Below are 21,074 nucleotides of genomic sequence, written 5' to 3'. Positions count from 1 at the left end.
CAGATCAGCTGGCGGTACGAGGCAGCAGCAGACCTAGTGGCAACAGGACGCGTGCCTCGACTCCGCCACTTTCACGATTACGCAGCTCTACGCTGCCACCATGCTGGGCGGCAATACGCCTGACGATGGCCAGCCCCAGCCCGGTACCAGAGCCGGTACGCGCCCGGTTGCCCCGAATGAAAGGATTGAAGATTTCCTCTATCTCACTGGGATCAATGCCCGGCCCTTGGTCCAGAACGCTCAGCACAACATAGGGTGCTGTCGAGTCTCCACCTACGTGAGCCCTGACCTCCACGGCGCCGCCTCCATGCTTGAACGCATTTTCCAAGAGGTTGGTCAGCATCCGCTTGATCGACACACGCCGCAAAGCCACGGGCGGCACATCGGTCTGGGAGAGACGGACCCGCTCCTCATTCTGGTTGTAAGGTGCCACGGTTTCCTGAATCAGGTCATTCAGGTTCGTTTCTTCTAAAGGCTCATCGCGTCCATCACGTATAAATGCCAGGAACTGATCGAGAATCAGGTTCATATCCTCGATATCGCGGACCATGTCCTCCGTCATCTCGTCCATTTCAGGCAGCAATTCGACTGAGAGGCGTAGACGGGTAAGCGGCGTGCGCAGGTCGTGGGACACGCCGGCCAACATCAGCTCACGCTCGCGTCCAGCCTGCTCGACATCGTGAGCCATCTGATTGAAGGCATGATAGACCTCCATGATCTCGCTTGGCGCATCACTTTCCGGCAGGCGTACGCTATGCCCTTTACCCAACTCGCGGGCGGCATAGACGAGCCGTTTGAGTGGTCGGTTCAGCTGGCCGACAAACACCCAGGCCACGGCGGTAGAAAACAGGCCAATCCCGAAGAACCAACCCAGCACACTCCAGATTCGCTGGCCTCGCAGGGGGTGAGCGTACAGCGGTATCTTGATCCAATCAGGCCCCAGCGATGGCGCCAGCACCCAAAGTGCAGGCCCCTGCTGTACACGAACCCTGACTTGAGTATCCGGCCCCAGCTCCTGCTGCATCTGGCGGTCGAAAATTTCACTGTAAGGCCAATGATACTCACCCGCTGGCACCGTTTCCGGCGATTCATAGTGCAGCCCGGATGCCTGAGCGACAGCGGGACGGTCATCCGGATCAGCGGCCCAGTAGGCCCGCAACGTCAGTGCAGCGCCATGACTGTATTGGCGATCAACCAATACATCTTCGTTGAGCAGCAGGTAAACCAGCGTCAGCGCCTTGGAAAACAGTACGGCAATCAGAACCAGCCAGAGCGAGCGTGCGAAGAAGCTTTGAGGGAACCAGGCAGGCGTTTTCATAGTAACCACACGTCATTGACGCTCCGAGCATATTGCCACCCTATAAAGACTTGCTTCATAGAAAAGGCATCGATTTTGTTGAGTGACTGAACAAAACAGCTTTTTAAATGCCTCACAGCCTCGTTTCGCTAAGAAACACTTTGATACATTTGCCCGACTCTTTTCAAAGACCTCCCACACTGGAGATATTTCGTGTCCGATATGTGCCATACCGGCTTGGACATTGGCTTTGCTTCCCTTAGTTACGCCCAGGTTGTTTTCCTAGGTGTTGTGCAGGGTATCACCGAGCTCCTGCCAATTTCCTCTACTGCTCACATGCGTGTCGTTCCAGCCCTGTTAGGTTGGCAAGATCCTGGTTCCGCCTTTTCCGCTGCAATGCAGATGGCAGCTCTGGCAGCCGTCATCAGTTATTTCTGGCGTGACGTCAGCTCCGTTACCACTGGCAGCGTCAATGCAATTCGTCATAAGGACTACAACAGTCGCGCCTTTGTCCTCGCCATGGCAATCATTCTGGCGACAATCCCTATTTGTGTGGTCGGGCTTGCGCTTTCCCCTGTGCTCAATGCCTGCGACTCGCCTTTACGGGGCTTGAATGTCATTGGCTATGCCTGTCTGGGCATGGCGGCGTTGCTGGCCATTGCCGAGCTGACCTGCAAGCACAAGCGCGACATGAGTGAAATGCGCCTGCGCGACGCCCTGATTGTTGGAATTGCACAGATTGGCGCGTTGATTCCAGGAGTATCCCGCTCCGGCTCGACATTGACTGCGGCCATGTTCCTCAACTTAAAGCGCGAAGAAGCAGCCCGCTTTTCTTTCCTGCTGGGCCTGCCCGCGATTGCCCTGGCTGGCTTGAAAGAACTGGTCGTGCTCTGGCATGCGTCCATCCCGGCAGAAGCCTGGTCGCTTCTGCTGGTAGGCATCCTAGTAGCAAGCCTTTCGGCGTTTGCAGCCATCTGGGGTCTGATGCGCTTTCTGGAACGCTTTTCGACCTGGATCTTCATTGTCTATCGAGCGCTGCTGGGCATCTTCCTGTTGGTAGGTGTTCACAACGGCTTGTTCGCCTGAAGGCGTCCCTGTGTGCCGGACTGTTACTTGTTGCCGTCCGGCACGAATACGTAGCCAACACCCCAGACCGTCTGGATATAGCGAGGCTTGGAGGGATCAGGTTCAATCATACGGCGCAGGCGAGAAATCTGTACGTCGATCGACCGTTCCAATGCATCCCACTCACGCCCACGCGCCAAATTCATCAGCTTGTCGCGGGTCAGCGGCTCGCGTGCATGCTGGACCAGCGCCTTGAGCACCGCGAATTCACCTGTCGTCAGCATATGCACTTCATCGCCGCGTTTGAGTTCGCGGGTTGCCAGTGAAAGCTCATAATCACCAAAGGTCACGACGGCATCTTCGCTGCCCGGTGCGCCCGGAACCTGGGGTGCCTGCCGGCGCAGAACGGCCTTGATACGGGCCAGAAGTTCGCGAGGGTTGAAAGGCTTGGCCAGATAGTCATCGGCGCCCTGCTCAAGCCCCTGGATGCGACTGCCCTCATCGCCCTTGGCCGTCAGCATGATGATCGGGATCTGGTTGTTCTGCTCACGCAGACGGGCGCAGGCCGACATACCGTCTTCGCCCGGCATCATCAGATCCAGCACGACCAGATGGAAAAGCTCACGGGACATCAGGCGGTCCATCTGCTCGGTGCTTTCCACGGTACGCACACGGTAGCCCTGCTCGGCCAGAAAACGCTCGAGCAGGCGACGCAGACGAGCATCGTCATCTACGACCAGAATCTTTTCACCTTCCGTAACGGGGGTGGTGCTCATGTCAACTCCTTCAAATAGGGAAGTGGATTATGGCGCAGGCCTCGTCCGCAGAGGGACAGTCCATTGTTAGCAGATTTTTCCTGAGAATGGGGGATTAGCCTGCATAAGAAGTTGAAAGCACACACTTATCCTTGGCAAATTGCCGCAGCGCGTTGATACCCGACGGGTATAATGCAGCGCTTCAAGCCTGCCGGTCAGGCCCGCTTCTCTGGTTTTCAGGTGGTTTCATGGACAGTATCAACTCCCGCATCGCCGAAGAGCTCGGCGTCCGCCCACAACAGGTCGCCGCAGCCGTGGCGCTGCTTGATGAGGGATCGACGGTTCCTTTCATCGCCCGTTATAGAAAAGAAGTCACCGGCAGCCTTGACGATACGCACCTGCGTCATCTGGAAGAGCGTCTGCGCTACCTGCGCGAGCTGGAGGAGCGTCGCACGGCGATCCTGGCCAGCATCGACGAGCAAGGTAAACTCACGCCGGAGCTAGCCCGCGAGATCAAGCAGGCCGATACCAAGACCCGTCTTGAAGACCTTTATCTGCCCTATAAGCAGAAGCGTCGTACCAAGGGCCAGATTGCCCTGGAAGCCGGCCTTGGCCCACTGGCTGATGCCTTGCTCAATGACCCAACGCTTTCTCCCGAGACCGAAGCCGCCGTCTATGTAGATGCGGACAAAGGCGTCGCCGACGTGAAAGCGGCCCTGGAGGGTGCCAAATATATTCTGATGGAGCGTTTTGCCGAAGATGCCGACCTTCTGGAAAAGCTGCGCGCATTCCTGAAGCAGGAGGCGACACTTTCAGCTCGTCTGGTGGCCGGGAAGGAGCAGGAAGGCGCCAAGTTCAGTGACTATTTCGAACATGACGAGCTTTTCAGGAATGTACCGTCCCACCGAGCCCTTGCGATCTTCCGCGGCCGTAACGAAGGCATCCTGAGTGCCTCGCTCAAGGTAGGCGATGAAGCACCTGGGACCATGCACCCTTGCGAGGTAATGATTGCCGAGCATTTCGAGGTGAAGAATCAGAATCGCGCAGCAGACAAATGGCTGGCGGAAGTCGTGCGCTGGACTTGGAAGGTCAAGCTGTACACCTCGCTGGAAACCGATCTGCTGGGCGAGCTGCGTGAAAAGGCTGAAGATGATGCCATCAGCGTATTCGCACGCAACCTGCATGATCTGTTGCTGGCAGCACCTGCTGGCCCACGTGCCACGCTGGGTCTGGACCCGGGACTGCGGACGGGCGTAAAAGTCGCTGTGGTCGACTCAACCGGCAAGCTGCTGGCCACCGATACCGTGTATCCGCACGCCCCAAAAAACCAGTGGGACCAGACCATCGATACACTGGCGAAGCTGTGTGCCAAGCATGGCGTCGACCTGATTGCCATTGGCAACGGCACGGCTAGCCGCGAGACCGATAAACTGGCGGGAGAACTGATCAAGAAATACCCGGGCCTCAAGATGACCAAGATCATGGTCAGCGAAGCTGGCGCCTCGGTGTACTCGGCGTCCGAGCTCGCCGCCAAGGAATTTCCGGATTTGGATGTTTCTTTGCGTGGCGCTGTATCTATCGCTCGCCGCTTGCAGGATCCGCTGGCTGAGCTAGTCAAGATTGAGCCCAAGTCCATTGGTGTGGGCCAGTACCAGCATGACGTCTCTCAACTCAAGCTGGCTCGTAGCCTGGATGCCGTGGTGGAAGACTGCGTAAACGCCGTAGGGGTGGACGTAAACACGGCCTCTGCAGCGCTGCTGGCCCGTATCTCCGGCCTGAACGCAACGCTTGCGCAGAATATCGTGGCCTACCGCGACCTGAATGGTGCTTTCAAGTCCCGTCACGAGTTGAAGAAAGTGAGTCGCCTGGGAGACAAGACCTTCGAGCAGGCTGCAGGCTTCCTGCGGGTCATGAGCGGCAACAATCCACTGGATGCCTCTGGCGTTCACCCGGAAGCCTACCCTGTCGTCGAGCGCATCGCTGCCGATACCGGCCGTGATATTCGCTCCCTGATTGGAGATTCCAGCTTCCTGAAGCGCTTGGATCCGAAGAAATTTACCGATGAAACCTTTGGTCTGCCGACCGTGACGGATATCCTGAGCGAGCTGGACAAGCCAGGGCGAGACCCGCGCCCCGAGTTCAAGACAGCAGAATTCCAGGAAGGCGTTGAATCCCTCAAGGATCTCAAGCCCGGTATGATTCTCGAAGGTGTCGTGACCAACGTGACCAACTTTGGCGCGTTCGTGGATATCGGTGTACACCAGGACGGCCTGGTACACATCAGCGCCCTGTCCGAGAAGTTTGTCAAAGATCCCTACGAAGTGGTCAAGGCAGGCGATATCGTGAAGGTCAAGGTCATGGAAGTGGACATTCCCCGTAACCGGGTGGGTCTGTCCATGCGCATGAGTGATACGCCCGGTGAAAAGGTCGAAGGCCAACGTGGCGGGCAACCCCGCAGCGGCAAGCCTGGCAACAACCCATCGCGTGACCGTAATGCACCCCGTAACGAAAGCAAGCCTGCTGCCAGTGGTGCCATGGCAGCACTGTTTGCCAACGCCAAACAATTGAGGAAGTAACCATGAGCCAGTCCGTGGCAGGTAATGACAGTGCATTCAGCCAGCTGCTGGGGATGCGTATCCTCAAAGCCGAGCAGGGAGAATCCGAAGTCCGGATGAACATGCAGGACAAGCTGCTCAACCTGCACGGCAAGATGCATGGTGGCGCGTTGTTCTCGCTGATCGATACGGCGCTTGGGCAGGCGAGCCACAGCTTGTTCGAGGGCAAGCCGGGCAGCGTGACCCTGGAGTGCAAGGTCAACTACATTCGGGGCGTCAGCGACGGTGAAATCGTCTGCCGCGCCAAGGTGATCCATCCCGGGCGCAAAACGCACGTCATCGAAGCGGAAGTGCATCAGAACGATAAGCTGGTGGCCAAGGCCCAGGCAACGTTCGCCTGCCTGTAATGCGTTCGCCCGGCGTGTTCTGCGCCGGGCTTTTACCCTGCCACAACGGCGATCGTACCCGCGGTGCACTTCGTCCACTTTCGGATGCAACCGCGGTAGGCCTATTGAAGTCTATTCGACAGACTTGTACACCGGCTCACTCATCCCCATAGTGGGGCCACTGTCGAGTGAAGGAAAACATCTTGAGCGATATCTTGACCCGCCGCCTGGCCCTGCTCGGCGATTCTGCCCATCTGTCGCTGTTGACTGAGTGTCAGCACGGCATCGAACGTGAAACCCTGCGTGTGGACGAGCACGGCCAATTGGCTCAGACACCTCATCCGGCAGCCCTGGGCTCGGCCCTGACTCACCCTCAGATCACGACGGACTACTCCGAAGCCCTGCTTGAATTCATTACTCCGACGGCGCATGACCCTGCCAAGGTGCTTGAGCAGCTCGACATCATTCACCGCTTCGCTACGCGACAGCTTGACGGTGAGCTCCTATGGAGCCCGTCGATGCCGTGTCCGCTGCCGGAGGAAGAGCAGATTCCGATTGCCCATTATGGCGATTCCCATATCGGCAAGCTCAAGCATGTCTACCGCCGCGGGCTGGCCGTGCGCTACGGTCGGACCATGCAGTGCATTGCGGGTATCCATTACAACTTTTCGCTGCCGGAAACGCTCTGGCCCTTGTTACGCCAGGCCGAAGGCGATACCCGTAGCGATCGTGACTACCAGTCCTCCCGCTATATTGCGCTGATCCGTAACTTCCGCCGTTACAGCTGGATGCTGATGTACCTGTTCGGTGCCTCCCCTGCGCTGGATGTCGGATTCATGCGTGGCCGCCCGCATCAACTGGAGACCTTTGATGCCGACACGTTGTACCTGCCGTACGCGACCAGTCTGCGCATGAGCGACCTGGGCTATCAGAGCGAGGCGCAAGCCAGCCTGACGCCGTGTTACAACGACCTGCAGAGCTACACGGAGAGCCTGCGCAAGGCAGTGGCGACGCCCTACCCGCCTTACGCTGAAATCGGCACTCACCGCGATGGTGAATGGGTGCAGCTCAACACCAATATCCTGCAGATTGAAAACGAGTATTACTCGAACATCCGGCCCAAGCGGGTTACCCGTACGGGCGAGCGTCCCGTCCAGGCACTGATTGCTCGGGGCGTGCAGTACATCGAAGTCCGGTGCCTGGATATCAACCCGTTCCTGCCATTGGGCATCGACGTGATGGAGTCACGCTTCCTGGATGCGTTCCTGCTGTTCTGCGCCCTTGAGGAAAGCCCGCCGCTGAACGGCGAGTGTGGCGAATGTACGCAGAATTTTACCAAGGTTGTGAAGGAAGGCCGCAAGCCAGGCCTGTTCCTACAACGCCAGGGCGCCCCGATTTCGATGTTGGACTGGGCCGAGCGGCTGCTGGGCTGCATTGATCGCTGTGCCAAACTGCTGGATACCGCCTACGGTGGCAGCGCCTACCATGTATCAGTCGAAGAGCAGCGCCACAAGTTTATCAACCCGGCCCTAACGCCTTCGGCTCGAGTCCTGGCTGAAATGCGCGAGCATGGCGAAAGCTTTGCCGAATTCTCTCTGCGACAGAGCAAGGTCCACGCTGACTATTTCCGCCAGGCTGAGCTAAGCCCCGAACAGCAGGCCCTTTTCGAGCAGATGGCAGAACAGTCATTGAAGGACCAAGAAGAACTGGAGACTGCCGACCAAGGCGACTTCGATACCTTTGCGGCAGCCTACCAAGCCAGCATCCTCGGCACGCTGAGCGTGTAGCGTTCGGGCTCTGGCCGGGCTGTCCGGCCAGAATCACCTATAGCGCTTTTTCAAAGATCTTTGAGTTGCGCTGATAGTTGTACAGCGATGCACGGGCACTGGGCAGTCGATCGACGCTGCTGGGCTCAAAGCCTCGCTCGCGAAACCAGTGAGCCGTGCGGGTCGTCAGAACGAACAGGGTCTTGATGCCTTGAGCGCGGGCCCTCTGCTCGATGCGTTCCAGCAACTCGTCCCCCCGCCCACCATGTCGATAGTCGGGATTGACCGCCAGACAGGCCAGCTCGCCTGCGTTTGAATCAGCGATCGGATACAGCGCGGCACAGGCGATAATAAGCCCTTCCCGCTCGACGATACTGAACTTGTCGATCTCACGCTCCAGCACTTCCCGCGAGCGGCGTACCAAAATCCCCTGTTCTTCCAGCGGACGGATCAGTTCGATCAGACCGCCCACATCGCCAATATCCGCCTCGCGAATGGACTCGAACTGCTCCTGCGCCACCAGCGTGCCGCTACCGCTGCGGGTAAAGAGTTCGTTGAGCAGCGCGCCATCCTCGGCATAGCTCACGATATGCGTGCGGCGCACTCCACCCCGGCAGGCCTGAGCGGCCGCATCCAGCAGCTCCGCCTGGTAGTTGCCACTGCCAAGCCGCTCCAGATGCGGCGGCACTTGTTGAGGACGTAGCTCACGGATCAGGTTGCCTTCGGCATCCAGCAGACCTTGCTCGGCGCCGTAGAGCACCAGCTTGTCGGCGGCCAGATCGACAGCGGCACGGGTCGCGACGTCTTCACAGGCAATATTGAAAATCTCCCCGGTGGGCGAATACCCCAGCGGTGACAGCAGCACAATAGTGCGCTCATCCAGAAGACGACTGATGCCCTTGCGGTCGATGCGGCGGACCTCACCGGTATGGTGAAAATCGACACCGTCATGGATACCGTAGGGTCGCGCAGTGACGAGGTTGCCACTGGCTACCCGCAATCGCGCGCCCTGCATGGGGGAGGCAGCCATGTCCATGGACAGACGGGCCTCGATGGACAGGCGCAGACTACCCACGGCATCGATCACGCACTCCAGCGTCGCAGCGTCGGTGATGCGCAGGTCACGGTGAAAGCGTGGGGCAATTCCGCGCGCAGCCAGTCGCGTCTCGATCTGTGGCCGCGAGCCATGCACCAGTACCAGGCGCACACCCAGGCTGTGCAGCAGCACGAGGTCGTGGACGATATTGCCGAAATTTGGATGCTCCAGCCCGTCGCCAGGCAGCATGACCACAAAGGTCCGGTCACGGTGAGCATTAATGTAGGGAGACGCGTGGCGAAGCCAATTAACGTAATCGTGCATTAAAGAGAAAACCTTGTGCAGCAAAAGTAAAAGGTGAACGGTGAGGGCTCGTTCATCGTCGTCGCAGCAACACGGTCACTCCTTGGCTATTGGTAGCGTTATGCAGTAATGGTGAATCAATTGACGAAGCACCTTTACGGTTGGTTCGATCTGGGAAAGCTCCAGATGTTCGTCTGGCTGATGGGCGCAGGCAATATTTCCAGGCCCCATGACCAACGTCTCGATCCCCAGCTGTTGAAGATACGGCGCTTCGGTGCCAAAGGCTACCGCCTGGGCCTCGCAGCCGGTGAGTTGTTCGGCGATGCGGACCAGTTCGCTGGTAGCTGACTGCTCGAAGGGTGGAACCGCCGGAAACAAGGGTTGGTAGTCGATCTTGACGGCATGGCGCTCTGCAATCGGTCTCAGCCGCCCCTTGATCAGATTGCGCAGCTCGTCCGCCTGCATGCCCGGCAGGGGACGCAGGTCAAACTCCAACGCACACTGCCCGCAGATCCGGTTGGGATTGTCACCACCGTGGATACAGCCCAGATTCAGGGTCGGCTGCGGCACGTTGAAAAAAGGGTTGTGGTGCTCATGCTGCCACTGCTGCCGCAGCGCCATGAGTTCGCCCATGACGGCATGCATGGCCTCCATGGCGCTTCGTCCAAGGCTCGGGTCAGAAGAATGGCCGCTCTGCCCCAGAATATCGATACGCTCCATCATGATGCCCTTGTGCATGCGGATGGGCCTGAGACTGGTCGGCTCGCCGATCACCGCGGCACGTCCCAATGGTCTGCCTGCCTCGGCGATCGCCCGGGCGCCGTCCATGGAGCATTCTTCATCACAGGTCGCCAGGATGATCAGGGGATGACGGAACGGCTGGTCGATCAGCGTACGAACCGCCTCGATCACCAAGGCGAAAAAGCCCTTCATGTCGCAGCTACCCAACCCATACCAACGATCATCCGCCTCGCGTAGTGTTAGCGGGTCGCTGGCCCAGAGCGGCTCATCGTAAGGCACGGTGTCAGTATGCCCGGATAGAACCAGCCCACCCGGTCCGCTGCCATAGGTCGCGATCAGGTTGTATTTTCCGGGCAGAATCTCCTGGGTCTCACAGCGAAAGCCCAGATCCCCCAACCAGCTCGACAACTGCGTAATGACGCCCGCGTTGGACTGGTCTAGCTGTGGTTGTGTGCAACTGACGGACGATTCGGCCAACAAGGCCTTGAATTGCTGTTTGAGCGCGGGGATGGGCATAGGCGTACTCCTTCGGCTAGTTCCCATCTTAGAGTGCTGAATGACCGGGTCAACGCCGCTCCTCGAAAAGATGACGCCAGCACCATGCGAATCTCCTGTCATGGGCCGCAGGGTTAGATACACTGATACCCAATCAGACGACTCATAGCCCAGCGAGCCTTGCCGGCCTAGCTATACCGCTGCGCCAAGGCGCCGGTCGAACGCTTCACTTCACAGATCTTTCAGGCACCAGACCTTTTTGCCATGGCCAAAGAAACCGAAATCAAATTACGCGCGACTCCCGAAACCCTTGCTGCCCTGCGTGAGCACCCTGTGCTGAAAAAACGCAACAAGGAAGGTTGGAAGCGCCGCGAGCTGTACAACCAATACTACGACACCGACACCCGTGAGCTGGCCCATGCCCGAGTGGCGCTGCGGGTCCGTCGCGATGGTGACCAGTACATCCAGACCCTCAAGAGCCGCGGCCAGAGCGTGGCAGGCCTGTCCGAGCGCAACGAGTGGGAGTGGAACCTGAGCGGTCCAGACCTGGACACTAGCCTGCTGGGCCCTGAATGCTGGCCAGCGGCTCTGGCTGATCTGGACAAACACCAGCTCAAGCCGATCTTCACAACCGATTTCACTCGCGACTATGCCGATATCGCATGGGAACGCGGCAAGAGCCGTGCTGTAGTCGAGGCAGCGCTGGACCAGGGTGCGGTCCTGGCTGGCGAACATCAGGAAGCCATCTGCGAGCTGGAGCTTGAGCTGCGCGAGGGCGAGCCGGCCGATCTTCTTGAGCTGGCTGAACAGCTGGCGGCTGACCTGCCGCTAATGCCTTGCGACATCAGCAAGGCCGAACGCGGCTATCGCCTGCACGATGCAGCCAGCTACACCCTGCATCTAACGCCCCCTACCCTGACGGCGGAAACCACCCTGGATGACGCATTCGCAGCCATTGCCTGGCACCTGCTTGGCAGCAGCCAGCGTCTGGCAGAACAATACCGCTGGAATGGCCACTGGCGTCTGCTTGTGGAGTGGGTACATCAACTCGTCGACCTACGGGCGCTGCTGAGCAGTCTGGGCCAGGCAGTTCCCCGTACGTCCAGCCGTGACCTGCGTCAGGCACTGGACGCGCTGCTGGCGGATTGGAAAACGTTTGCAACCATTGGCCAAGAAGATGAAGAAGCACGTCAGCAGGCACCAGAGCGCTTTGCCAACGAGCTGGCAAAGCCACGCTGGGGCCACTTCTCGTTGGTGGCGGCCCGGTGGCTGCATGATCGTCGCTGGACAGAAGCCCGTAATGACCGAGGCAACAAGCTAGGCCAGCTGTCGTTGGGCAAGTGGTTGCCCCGAACCTTGAGCGAAGAGGCTGATGCCATTCCTCTTCAGCGCGGCATGAACCAGCCCGAGCTGGTAGCAGAGCAGTTGCCACGCGTCGAGCGTATGCTGGTCTGGCTACGCCTCGCCCGTCCGGTGCTTGACCTGCCCGAAACGGATCGTCTCTATGGCGAGCTTGCCAAGCTGCCAGCGCTGATCGCCCATGAGCAACACGACGCAGTAGCCAGCCAGGCACGAACGCTTATTTCACTGCCAGCCTGGAAAGCCCTGCCCCGCTAATCAGACAGCATGGCGCACTGGCCCTGATGGCGGTGCGCCATGATTTCACCGCGACGGCGCTGTTCATATAATGATCAGCCATCCTCTGGGCGCCTCTCTGGCGCTCATTGACGTATCGTCGGACGCACCGAACTTCCTATAGCCTAAAGGCTCAGCTGTGTATAAGCGGCCGAGCGCAAGCCTGACGATCAAACGAAACTGCTGTCTGCCGTTATCCGTACGGCCAGGCGCTCCGATCGAAGGTTAAAGCAGTACATTACAGACGAGGAGACCTGCATGTCCGCTATCGCATCCCCCGCTCAGGACCGTTGGCTGGAGCTCTCCGACGTCCTGCGTGAATTGGTTACACAAGGTCGGATCGACCAGCAGGCCGCCGAGCAATGTCTGACCATTCGCCGCGGCGCTAATAATCCCCAGCAGCACCCGCTCGAATTTCTGGCCGCCCAGAACGTAGAGGATTTGAAGCGTCCCGGGAAGAAACTGGACCTGGAAACCCTGACTCAGTGGCTGGCAGAGTTTTCTGGCCAGCCCTACTTCCGAATCGATCCGTTGAAGATTGACGTAGCCTCGATCACGCCACTGATGTCCTATGCTTTTGCCCAGCGCAACAAGATCCTGGCGGTGGCCGTTGCTCCCGATGAGGTGACCATTGCCAGCGCCCAGCCGTTTGTCAGCAGCTGGGAAAGCAACCTCACCCATGTGCTCAAGCGACCCATCAAGCGTGTGGTGGCCAACCCTGTCGACATTCAACGCTACACACAGGAATTCTTCCGCCTGGCCAAATCGGTCAGCGGCGCCTCGGCAGTCGAGCAGCGCGGCATCAACGTCGGCAACTTCGAACAGCTGGTCAACCTGGGCGCCAGCGATCAGGAACCGGACGCCAACGATGCCCATATCGTTAACATCGTGGATTGGCTATTCCAGTACGCCTTCCAACAGCGCGCCAGTGATATTCACGTAGAGCCGCGCCGTGACCAGGGTACCGTTCGCTTTCGTATTGACGGCGTGCTCCATAGCGTTTACCAGTTTCCAGCGCAGGTAACCCTGGCAGTTATCAGCCGCATCAAGAACCTGGGCCGCATGAATGTGGCCGAGAAGCGCAAGCCGCAGGACGGTCGCGTCAAGACGCGTATGCCCGGCGACAAAGAAGTGGAACTACGCCTTTCCACCATGCCGACCGCCTTTGGCGAAAAGCTGGTGATGCGTATCTTCGACCCTGATGTGTTGCTCAAGAGTTTTGACCAGCTGGGCTTTTCGGCCGATGACCTGCGCCGCTGGTCCGCCATGACCGGCCAGCCCAACGGCATTATCCTGGTAACCGGTCCGACCGGCTCAGGCAAGACCACGACGCTGTACACCACGCTCAAGCAGCTGGCGACGCCGGAAGTCAACGTGTGCACCATCGAGGATCCGATCGAAATGGTCGAGGACTCGTTCAATCAGATGCAGGTGCAACACAATATCGATGTGAATTTCGCCAGCGGTGTGCGTGCTCTGATGCGTCAGGACCCCGATATCATCATGATCGGTGAGATCCGCGACCTGGAGACGGCAGAGATGGCCATCCAGGCAGCCCTCACCGGCCACCTGGTGCTCTCCACCCTGCACACCAACGATGCGCCCAGCTCCATCAGCCGCCTGATCGAGCTGGGCGTGCCCTATTACCTGATTCGGGCAACGGTGCTGGGCGTCATGGCGCAGCGTCTGGTGCGGACACTCTGCCCCCACTGCAAGGCGCCGATCGAGCTCAACGAGCAGGACTGGCAGGAGCTTACCCGCCCCTGGAGCGCGCCGCTTCCCACCGGTGCCATGCAGCCCGTAGGCTGTTCCGAATGCCGTGATACGGGCTATCGAGGCCGGGCTGGCGTGTACGAGATCATGGTGCTTTCGGATGCGACCCGACAGTTGATTTCACCGGATACCGATATCACGGCGCTGCGTCGACAGGCCTTCAAAGAGGGCATGCGAAGCCTTCGTCTTTCCGGTGCGCAAAAAATTGCGGCAGGTTTGACTACTATGGAAGAAGTCCTCCGCGTTACACCACAAAGCGAGCGATGAATGATCTATGAACTTCGCCAAAAAAGGGTATCACTGCATAATGAAGTGACGCAGAATGGAAATTCCCTGATGTTGTATATGGGTTTTATGGACGATGATGAATCATGCGGAGCCTGTGTTGAGTAATGCCCCCGTACTGCCAACAGGCTGGAGCGAACGCGAGCGACTCGCGGAGCTTGACCGTTACGACATCCTCGACGCCCCCTCCGAGCCCGCCTTTGACGATATCGTCCAGTTGGCCTCGCAGATCTGCCATGCGCCCATCGCTGTCATCAACCTGATTGCCGAGAATCGGGAATGGTTTCTGGCTGAAAAAGGCTTTGGCGTGCGGGAAATGCCTTTGCATCTCTCCATATGCGCCAAAACCATCGAACACCCAGGCCCGGTGGTGATTCCTGATCTACGTGGGGATGATCGCTTCGCCAGCAATCCGCTCGTCAAGACCGCAGACGGCCTGCGCTTCTATGCTGGCGTCCCGCTGGTGTCATCTGCCGGCATACCGCTTGGAACGCTGTGTGTGCTGGATTGGCAGCCTCGCGTTCTGACTGCAGCCCAGACGCAATCCCTTGAGGCACTTGGCCGGCAGGTCATGCAGCTCCTGGATCTGCGCCTGGTGAAGGCTGCGTACGAACGCAGCGAGTCGATGAACCGTCAGCTGATGCATAACCAGCCGGGTCAGGCACTGCTGATTCTGGATAACCAGGGGCGCATACTGGCCTGCAACCCTGGCGCCGAATCGGCCCTGGGTTGGGATGAGCATGAGTTGAGCGGACAGTCGCTGGAACTGCTCTTCACGGCCGAAGACCAAGCCCGCCAGCTTCCCCAGACCTTGCTGACCTACGCTCGGCAACAAGGGCATCATCAGGGCGAAGGGCTTTACCTGCGCAAGGACAAGCACATCCTGCAGGCCAGCTACAGTCTCCACGCCTTGCAGACCGAGCGGGACGAGACCAACGGATTCCTTCTGACCCTGCAAGACCTTACAGCTGAACGCCTGCAACAGCGGACAGCGGAGCAAAACGAAGCCCGCTACCGGGCTTTAATGGATGTCAGCCCACAGATCGTCTGGTTTGGTGACCGCCACGGTTTCATGGAATACACCAACCGCTATTGGTACACCTATACCGGCCTTGACCCGGACGACATGAATCCGGACAGCTGGATGCGAGCGGTCCATCCGGATCATATCCAGCGCGTCAAAAACACCTGGCGTGACACCATCCTTCGCCGTACAGCTGCCAAGATCGAGGCGCCCTTCCGCGCTGCGGACGGCCAATATCGCTGGTTTGAAGCGCGCGTCACCCCGGCGTTCAACGCAGCCGGCGAAATCGAGCGCTGGGTGGGCGTGGCGCTGGACATTGATGACCGCAAGCGGGCAGAAGCGGCGCGCCTTGAAAGCGAAGCCTTCACACGCCTCTTGATCGACTCGATCAGCGAAGGGTTCTACTCTGTAGATCAGCAGGGCAGGACCACACTGTGCAATGAGGCGTTCTTGCGCATGTTGGGCTTTGCTGACCGCAGCCAGGTTCTCGGGCGAGCCCTGCACGGCATCATCCACCACAGCCGTGCAGACGGGACGCCGCTCCCAGAAACCGAATGCCCGATTTTCCAAACAGCCAACACCGGCACGCCCCACCATATCGAGCAGGATTGGTTTTTCCGCCAGGACGGTAGCCGCTTCCCCGTCGAATACCGCTCCGAGCCCATCTGGCGTGACGGCGAGCTGCAGGGCGCCATCTGCACGTTCATGGATATCAGCGAGCGGATTCGTACCCACGACCGCCAGCGCTTCCTGCTTGAACTGGGGGACCGCCTGCACGGCACCCTGACGCCTACCGACGTGGCCGACGCCCTGGGCCAAAGTCTTGGCAACGTACTGGGCGTACAGCGTATCGGCTATGCGCTGCTCGACCGCTTTGGCGCGCTTAATGCCGAGAGCAGCTGGAACGATAATAGTGTTACTCCAGAAATCGGCAGCTTTTCGCTCAGTGACTTCAGCGCGGATTTGAATGCCGACTTGGTTAGCGGTGCGATTATCGTGATAGACGATACGGCTACCGATCCACGTACTCATGCCCAGCGGGAAAATCTCGAACAATGGGCCATTCGCGCCATGATGCTGGTTCCCCAGCATGACAAGGGCCAGCTCAAGGGCGTGCTGTATGTCCATGCCAGCACCCCGCACAGCTGGTCGGCCGAAGATATTGCGCTGGTTCGCGAAGTGACTGAACGCATCCGTGTAGTCGTCGAGCGTACCCGTGCTGCAGAAGACCTGCGGCTGGCTGAACAACGGATCAGCCTTGCCGTCGATGTCGCGGCGCTGGGCGTCTGGGATTACGATATCGACCGCGATGTGATCACCTGGGACAACCGAATCACCGAGATGACCGGTATTCCAGCCAGCGCCTCCCGCAGCGTGACCGATCTGCTCATCAACATTCTGCACCCGGAGGACAGCGAGAGCGTCCAGGCTATGTTCAGGACGGCTACCGCTGGCGATAGCGATAGCGAAGCACAATTGGAATTTCGCGTACGCGCCCATAGCAGCACCGAACCGGTCTGGCTAAGCGTGAGAGGCCGCCGTGTGACCGACCCGGATGGCACCCGCCGCATCATTGGTATTGCGCGAGACATCAGCAAAGAGCGCCGGAATGCCGATGCGCTCAACGCCATCAATCGCGAGCTCACTCGCCAGATTCAGGAGCGCACCGCTGCCGCCGAGCGACAAACGGCGCTGATCGAGCTGGGTGACGCCCTACGTGAGGCAAGCGACACCGATGATATCGGCGGTATTGTCTCCCACACCCTCGCGCACATCCTGAATGTTTCACGGGTTGGTTATGCTCAAGTCGAGCCTGACGGTGAAACAGCCGTTGTTACCCATGACTGGAGCCACAGTACAACTAGCCTGACCGGTACGTTCCATATTAGTGACTACGGCACCTACCTTGACGAACTGCAGCGGGGCGAGGCTGTTGTGGTTCAGGATGTTGAGCAGGATCCGCGCACCCGGGACTATCAAGCCCTGTATGAACCCAACGATATTGGGGCCTTTGTCATCGTCCCCTTGATCGAGCATGGCCGCTTTGCAGCCTATCTGTTCATCTGCGATAACCAGGTACGCTTCTGGTCCAATGAGGAGGTCAGCTTTTTGCGCGATATCGCCGATCGCGTCTGGGCGGCTATCGAGCGGGCCCACTCTGAACAGGCGCTCCGGCAGAGCGAGGCGCGCTTCCGGCTGATGGCGGACAACGCACCGGCCCTGATCTGGGCCGTAGATGCCGAAGGTAACACCCTCTTCGTCAACAGCCGCTACGAACGCGAGTATGGCCTTTCTTATGAAAGTGCCCGGGACAGTGGATGGACACGCATGATTTTCGAGGAAGACCGCGAACACTGCGTTGCCGAGTACCAGCAAGCTTTCGAAGCGCGTCAACTCTACCGCAGCGAAATACGGATGCGAGACATCCAAGGTGAGGTTCGCTGGCTGCGCTGCGAGGCTGTCCCTCGCTTCGACGACAAAGGCGGGTTCCTGGGTTACATCGGCTGTAATGTCGACATTACCGAGGCACGTCTAGCAACCGATGCCCTGGAAGCCAAGATTGCCGAGCGTACGCAAGAACTGGGCGAAAGCCATACACGACTCATTACGGAAATCTATGAGCGTGAACGTGCGGAAGAGGCCTTGCGCCAGTCTCAGAAGATGGAAGCCATCGGCCAGCTTACCGGTGGGATCGCACACGATTTCAATAATATGCTGACCGGAATCGTCGGAGCGCTCGATCTTATCCGCATGCGTGTCATCAGTGGTCGTACCGATGATCTGGATCGCTACATCAATGCCGCCACAGCCTCAGCCGACCGAGCCTCAGCGTTGACCCATCGGTTGCTGGCATTTGCCCGTCGTCAAACCTTGGATACGAAACCGGTCAATCTGAACGAGCTTATCGATTCCCTGCGTGATCTGTTCGTCCGCACCGTAGGCGAACAGATCAAAATCCGAACACACCTGGACACTGAGCTGTGGATGGCATTCAGCGATGCCCACCAGCTTGAAAATGCCTTGCTCAATCTGGTCATCAACGCGCGCGATGCTATGCCGGATGGCGGTGACCTGAGCATCGAGACCTCAAATGTTACCCTGGACGCCGAAACGGCACGACGTGAAACCATCGAACCGGGCGATTACATTCGTATCCAGGTCAAAGATACCGGCCAAGGCATGACACCCGAAGTCATGACCAAGGCATTCGAGCCGTTCTTTACCACCAAGCCCTCTGGACAAGGTACTGGGCTTGGTCTGGCGATGATCTACGGTTTTATCAAGCAATCCGGCGGAAACGTACGGATCGATAGTGAAGTGGGACGAGGAACAGCCATCACCTTGTTGTTGCCGCGCCACCTCGACCCTGTAATGGAAACTCTCGTGACCGAAACACCCCATGGAATGCCCCGCGCCCAGGAGGGCCAGACGGTACTGGTGGTCGAGGACGAGGCTGCGGTACGCATGATCGTACTCGAAGTGCTGTCCGAGCTTGGCTACACCGCCTTCGAGGCCGGCGATGCCGAACAGGCCATTCCTCTCCTCCAGAGCGACCAGCGAATCGATCTCCTGGTAAGTGATGTGGGGCTGCCCGGCATGAATGGCCGCCAGCTGGCAGAGGTGGCGCGCAAGCACCGACCGAATCTGAAAGTCCTGTTCATTACCGGTTATGCCAAGAATGCCGAGATCCGTAGCCAATTCCTGGGCAAGGATATGGACATGCTGACCAAGCCCTTCGATATCGATGCGTTGGCCAGCAAGATCCACGAAATGATTCAGGCGCCCTAAAGCTAGAACCAAGTACCCGCTCGAAAGCCAAGCGGCTCACGTCCTTTGAAGGCACTTTGCCTTCAAAGGAACTCGTTTGGCCCGTGCCTTATCTAAAGGGAACCTTTAGAAGGAGATGTTGCTATGCGCCTCAAGAAGTTTGCATTGGTTCCCCTTGTACTGCTGCCGTTTGCTGCCGGATCTGCTATGGCCGATGCCAAATTCTGGCGTCATGTCGCCACCTCGGGAGCGACAACCGGCTCGACCTACCTGAGCAGCCGTGACGACCACAAGATGGTCATTGCAACCCAGGACGACGCCAGCGCCTTCCTCGCGAGCAATGGTGAAATTCGCGGTCCTTACCTGGAAGCCGCCCTGCGCGAAATGCGCAACGCAACGCCAGGAAGTTCCGCCAGCGATATCGACCTGGCGACCAAGATCCTGACGGCCCAGCAGTAAAACCATGCGGCCATGAAAAAGCCCCGCCGGAATCGCCCGGCGGGGCTTTTTCTTTGAATGGGATCAGTCGTTAGCGGCGCTATAGGCGTCGGCATCCATCAGCTTGTCCAGCTCAGCCGTATCGCTGGGCTTGAGCTTGAAGAACCACGCCGTGTAGGCGTCGGTATTGACTTGCTCAGGCGCATCAGCCAGCGCCTCGTTTACAGCGATGACTTCACCGGAAACTGGTGCATAGATATCCGATGCCGCCTTTACCGATTCCACAACGCCTGCTTCCTGACCAGCCGCCAGTGTTTTGCCCACTTCAGGCAGCTCGATGAACACCACATCACCCAACGCCTCCTGGGCATGGTCGGTAATGCCGACCGTGATAGTGCCATCGCTTTCCTGGCGGGCCCACTCGTGACTGGATGCATAGCGAAGTTCAGCGGGAATCGTGCTCATGTTCGGCTCCTTGTAAGGCAATCGGCTAATCGTTATAGCCCAAGCGTAGCGTGTCGAATGGTCTGCTCGCCACGCCTGACGTGAAAAAAGCGCAAAATAGCCGATTACCTGTCAACGTGCTCAAATAAGTGTCTTGCCAAAACGTACAAAACACGGCTTGACCACACGCACCGGCAGCCATTTCCCACGAATCTCGACCTCAGCCCGGTCTCCTGTCTCTACCGGTACTCGGGCCAGCGCAATGGACTTGCCCAGGGTAGGCGCATAGCTGCCGCTGGTGATCTCGCCTTCGCCACAACCGGCGATACGTACCACCTGATGCGCGCGCAACACACCTCGCTCCTCCAGTACCAGGCCGACCAGCCGTGAGCGGGGTCCGGCATCACGCTCTTCCTCAAGGGCCTTGCGGCCAATGAAATCACGTCCTTCCGGTGCCCAGGCAATGGTCCAGTCCAGATTGGAGGCCAGAGGAGAGACATGCTCATCCATCTCATGACCATACAAGTTCAAACCGGCTTCCAGGCGTAACGTATCGCGCGCCCCCAACCCCACCGGCCCGATTCCGGCCCCTACTAGCTCATTCATAAAACTGACGACTTCATCCGCAGGCAGGATGATCTCCAGTCCGTCCTCGCCGGTATAGCCGGTCCGGGCAATGAACCATTGCCCTTCCGGCATGGCCTGGAACGGCTTGAGTGAGCGAATTAGCTCGGCGCGCTCCGGCGAGACTACATCCGCAACCTTCTCGCGGGCCTCTGGACCCTGAATGGCCAGGATAGCCAGCTCCGGGCGAGGCGTGAGGGTAACGGCGTACCCCTCGGACTGCACGTCCAGCCAAATGAGCACCTTTTCACGAGTCGAAGCATTGGTAACCAGTCGATAGCCCTGTTCGAGGCGATACAGGATCAGATCATCCACCACGCCGCCATGGGCGTTGAGCATGATGGAGTACAGCGCCTTGCCCGGCGCGGAAAGACGCGCCACGTCACCGACCAGCAGGCGGGAGAGATAGCCTTCAGCCTGCGCACCGTCGATATCGACAATGGTCATATGAGAGACATCGAACACACCACAGTCACGCCGCACCTGATGATGCTCTTCGACTTGCGATCCATAGTGCAGCGGCATATCCCAGCCACCGAAATCCACAAGCTTGGCGCCCAGGGCCACATGCAAGTCGTAAAGCGGGGTGCGCTGTCCCATGGGGATCTCCTTGTTGTCCGGCTGGCTGCAGCGGCCGGCATTGTAGTCGTTCGAGATGACAAGCGGGCGTTTGAATTTCTCCCG

14 protein-coding genes are annotated in these 21,074 nt (G+C 58.8%); 8 read left to right on the top strand and 6 right to left on the bottom strand.

The features are described 5' to 3' along the window. Positions 1–4: 4 nt before the first annotated feature. A complete protein-coding gene (locus AC4LF3_RS01870) occupies positions 5–1,318 on the bottom strand; it encodes an ATP-binding protein (RefSeq protein ID WP_010796728.1) in 1,314 nt (437 codons plus the stop codon). A 201-nt stretch (positions 1,319–1,519) separates the two neighbouring features. Here AC4LF3_RS01870 and AC4LF3_RS01865 point away from each other — a divergent pair, with 201 nt between their 5' ends. Further along, on the top strand, positions 1,520–2,383 hold the full coding sequence (locus AC4LF3_RS01865; RefSeq protein ID WP_232235637.1) for an undecaprenyl-diphosphate phosphatase: 864 nt from the start codon (positions 1,520–1,522) through the stop codon (positions 2,381–2,383). Between the two features lie 23 nt (positions 2,384–2,406). Here AC4LF3_RS01865 and ompR read toward each other — a convergent pair whose 3' ends face one another. Next, on the bottom strand, positions 2,407–3,138 hold the full coding sequence (ompR, locus tag AC4LF3_RS01860) for an osmolarity response regulator transcription factor OmpR (protein WP_010796726.1): 732 nt from the start codon (positions 3,136–3,138) through the stop codon (positions 2,407–2,409). Between the two features lie 227 nt (positions 3,139–3,365). Here ompR and AC4LF3_RS01855 point away from each other — a divergent pair, with 227 nt between their 5' ends. The 3 genes from AC4LF3_RS01855 to gshA all read left to right on the top strand — a co-directional run bounded on the left by AC4LF3_RS01855 (position 3,366) and on the right by gshA (position 7,845). Then, positions 3,366–5,693: a Tex family protein gene (locus AC4LF3_RS01855; protein WP_491834685.1), complete on the top strand. Its 2,328-nt coding sequence runs from the start codon at positions 3,366–3,368 to the stop codon at positions 5,691–5,693. Between the two features lie 2 nt (positions 5,694–5,695). Then, positions 5,696–6,079 (top strand): PaaI family thioesterase, encoded by a 384-nt coding sequence (locus AC4LF3_RS01850; protein WP_122040966.1) that lies wholly within the window; start codon positions 5,696–5,698, stop codon positions 6,077–6,079. A 182-nt stretch (positions 6,080–6,261) separates the two neighbouring features. Continuing rightward, the gene (gene gshA / locus AC4LF3_RS01845; protein ID WP_074821610.1) at positions 6,262–7,845 is read left to right on the top strand and encodes a glutamate--cysteine ligase; all 1,584 of its coding nucleotides are present in this window, start codon (positions 6,262–6,264) and stop codon (positions 7,843–7,845) included. A gap of 37 nt (positions 7,846–7,882) precedes the next feature. Here the strand turns inward: gshA and argA are convergent, their stop codons facing one another. Next, on the bottom strand, positions 7,883–9,184 hold the full coding sequence (gene argA / locus AC4LF3_RS01840) for an amino-acid N-acetyltransferase (RefSeq protein ID WP_074821604.1): 1,302 nt from the start codon (positions 9,182–9,184) through the stop codon (positions 7,883–7,885). A gap of 75 nt (positions 9,185–9,259) precedes the next feature. Beyond that, a complete protein-coding gene (argE, locus tag AC4LF3_RS01835) occupies positions 9,260–10,420 on the bottom strand; it encodes an acetylornithine deacetylase (RefSeq protein WP_074821597.1) in 1,161 nt (386 codons plus the stop codon). 243 nt (positions 10,421–10,663) lie between these two features. On the opposite strand from argE, the gene AC4LF3_RS01830 reads away from it, so the two are divergent. The 4 genes from AC4LF3_RS01830 (at position 10,664) to AC4LF3_RS01815 (ending at position 19,343) form a co-directional block, all read left to right on the top strand. Continuing rightward, entirely contained in the window at positions 10,664–12,016 is a 1,353-nt protein-coding gene (locus AC4LF3_RS01830) for a CYTH domain-containing protein (RefSeq protein WP_491834684.1), read from the top strand. Positions 12,017–12,292: 276 nt separating this feature from the next. Continuing rightward, the gene (gene tfpB / locus AC4LF3_RS01825; protein WP_074821590.1) at positions 12,293–14,074 is read left to right on the top strand and encodes a type IV pilus assembly ATPase TfpB; all 1,782 of its coding nucleotides are present in this window, start codon (positions 12,293–12,295) and stop codon (positions 14,072–14,074) included. A 118-nt stretch (positions 14,075–14,192) separates the two neighbouring features. Further along, entirely contained in the window at positions 14,193–18,905 is a 4,713-nt protein-coding gene (locus tag AC4LF3_RS01820) for a PAS domain S-box protein (protein WP_491834683.1), read from the top strand. A 123-nt stretch (positions 18,906–19,028) separates the two neighbouring features. Beyond that, positions 19,029–19,343, top strand: a complete 315-nt coding sequence (locus tag AC4LF3_RS01815; RefSeq protein WP_010796716.1) for a DUF2388 domain-containing protein — start codon at positions 19,029–19,031, stop codon at positions 19,341–19,343. A gap of 63 nt (positions 19,344–19,406) precedes the next feature. Here the strand turns inward: AC4LF3_RS01815 and gcvH are convergent, their stop codons facing one another. After that, a complete protein-coding gene (gcvH, locus tag AC4LF3_RS01810) occupies positions 19,407–19,787 on the bottom strand; it encodes a glycine cleavage system protein GcvH (RefSeq protein WP_150348185.1) in 381 nt (126 codons plus the stop codon). Positions 19,788–19,907: 120 nt separating this feature from the next. Further along, a complete protein-coding gene (gene gcvT / locus AC4LF3_RS01805; protein WP_197873031.1) occupies positions 19,908–20,990 on the bottom strand; it encodes a glycine cleavage system aminomethyltransferase GcvT in 1,083 nt (360 codons plus the stop codon). Between the last annotated feature and the right edge of the window lie 84 nt (positions 20,991–21,074).

It is taken from the genome of Pseudomonas sp. C2.3V (genome assembly GCF_058536325.1).
This window is presented reverse-complemented; position numbering and strand designations above follow the sequence as displayed.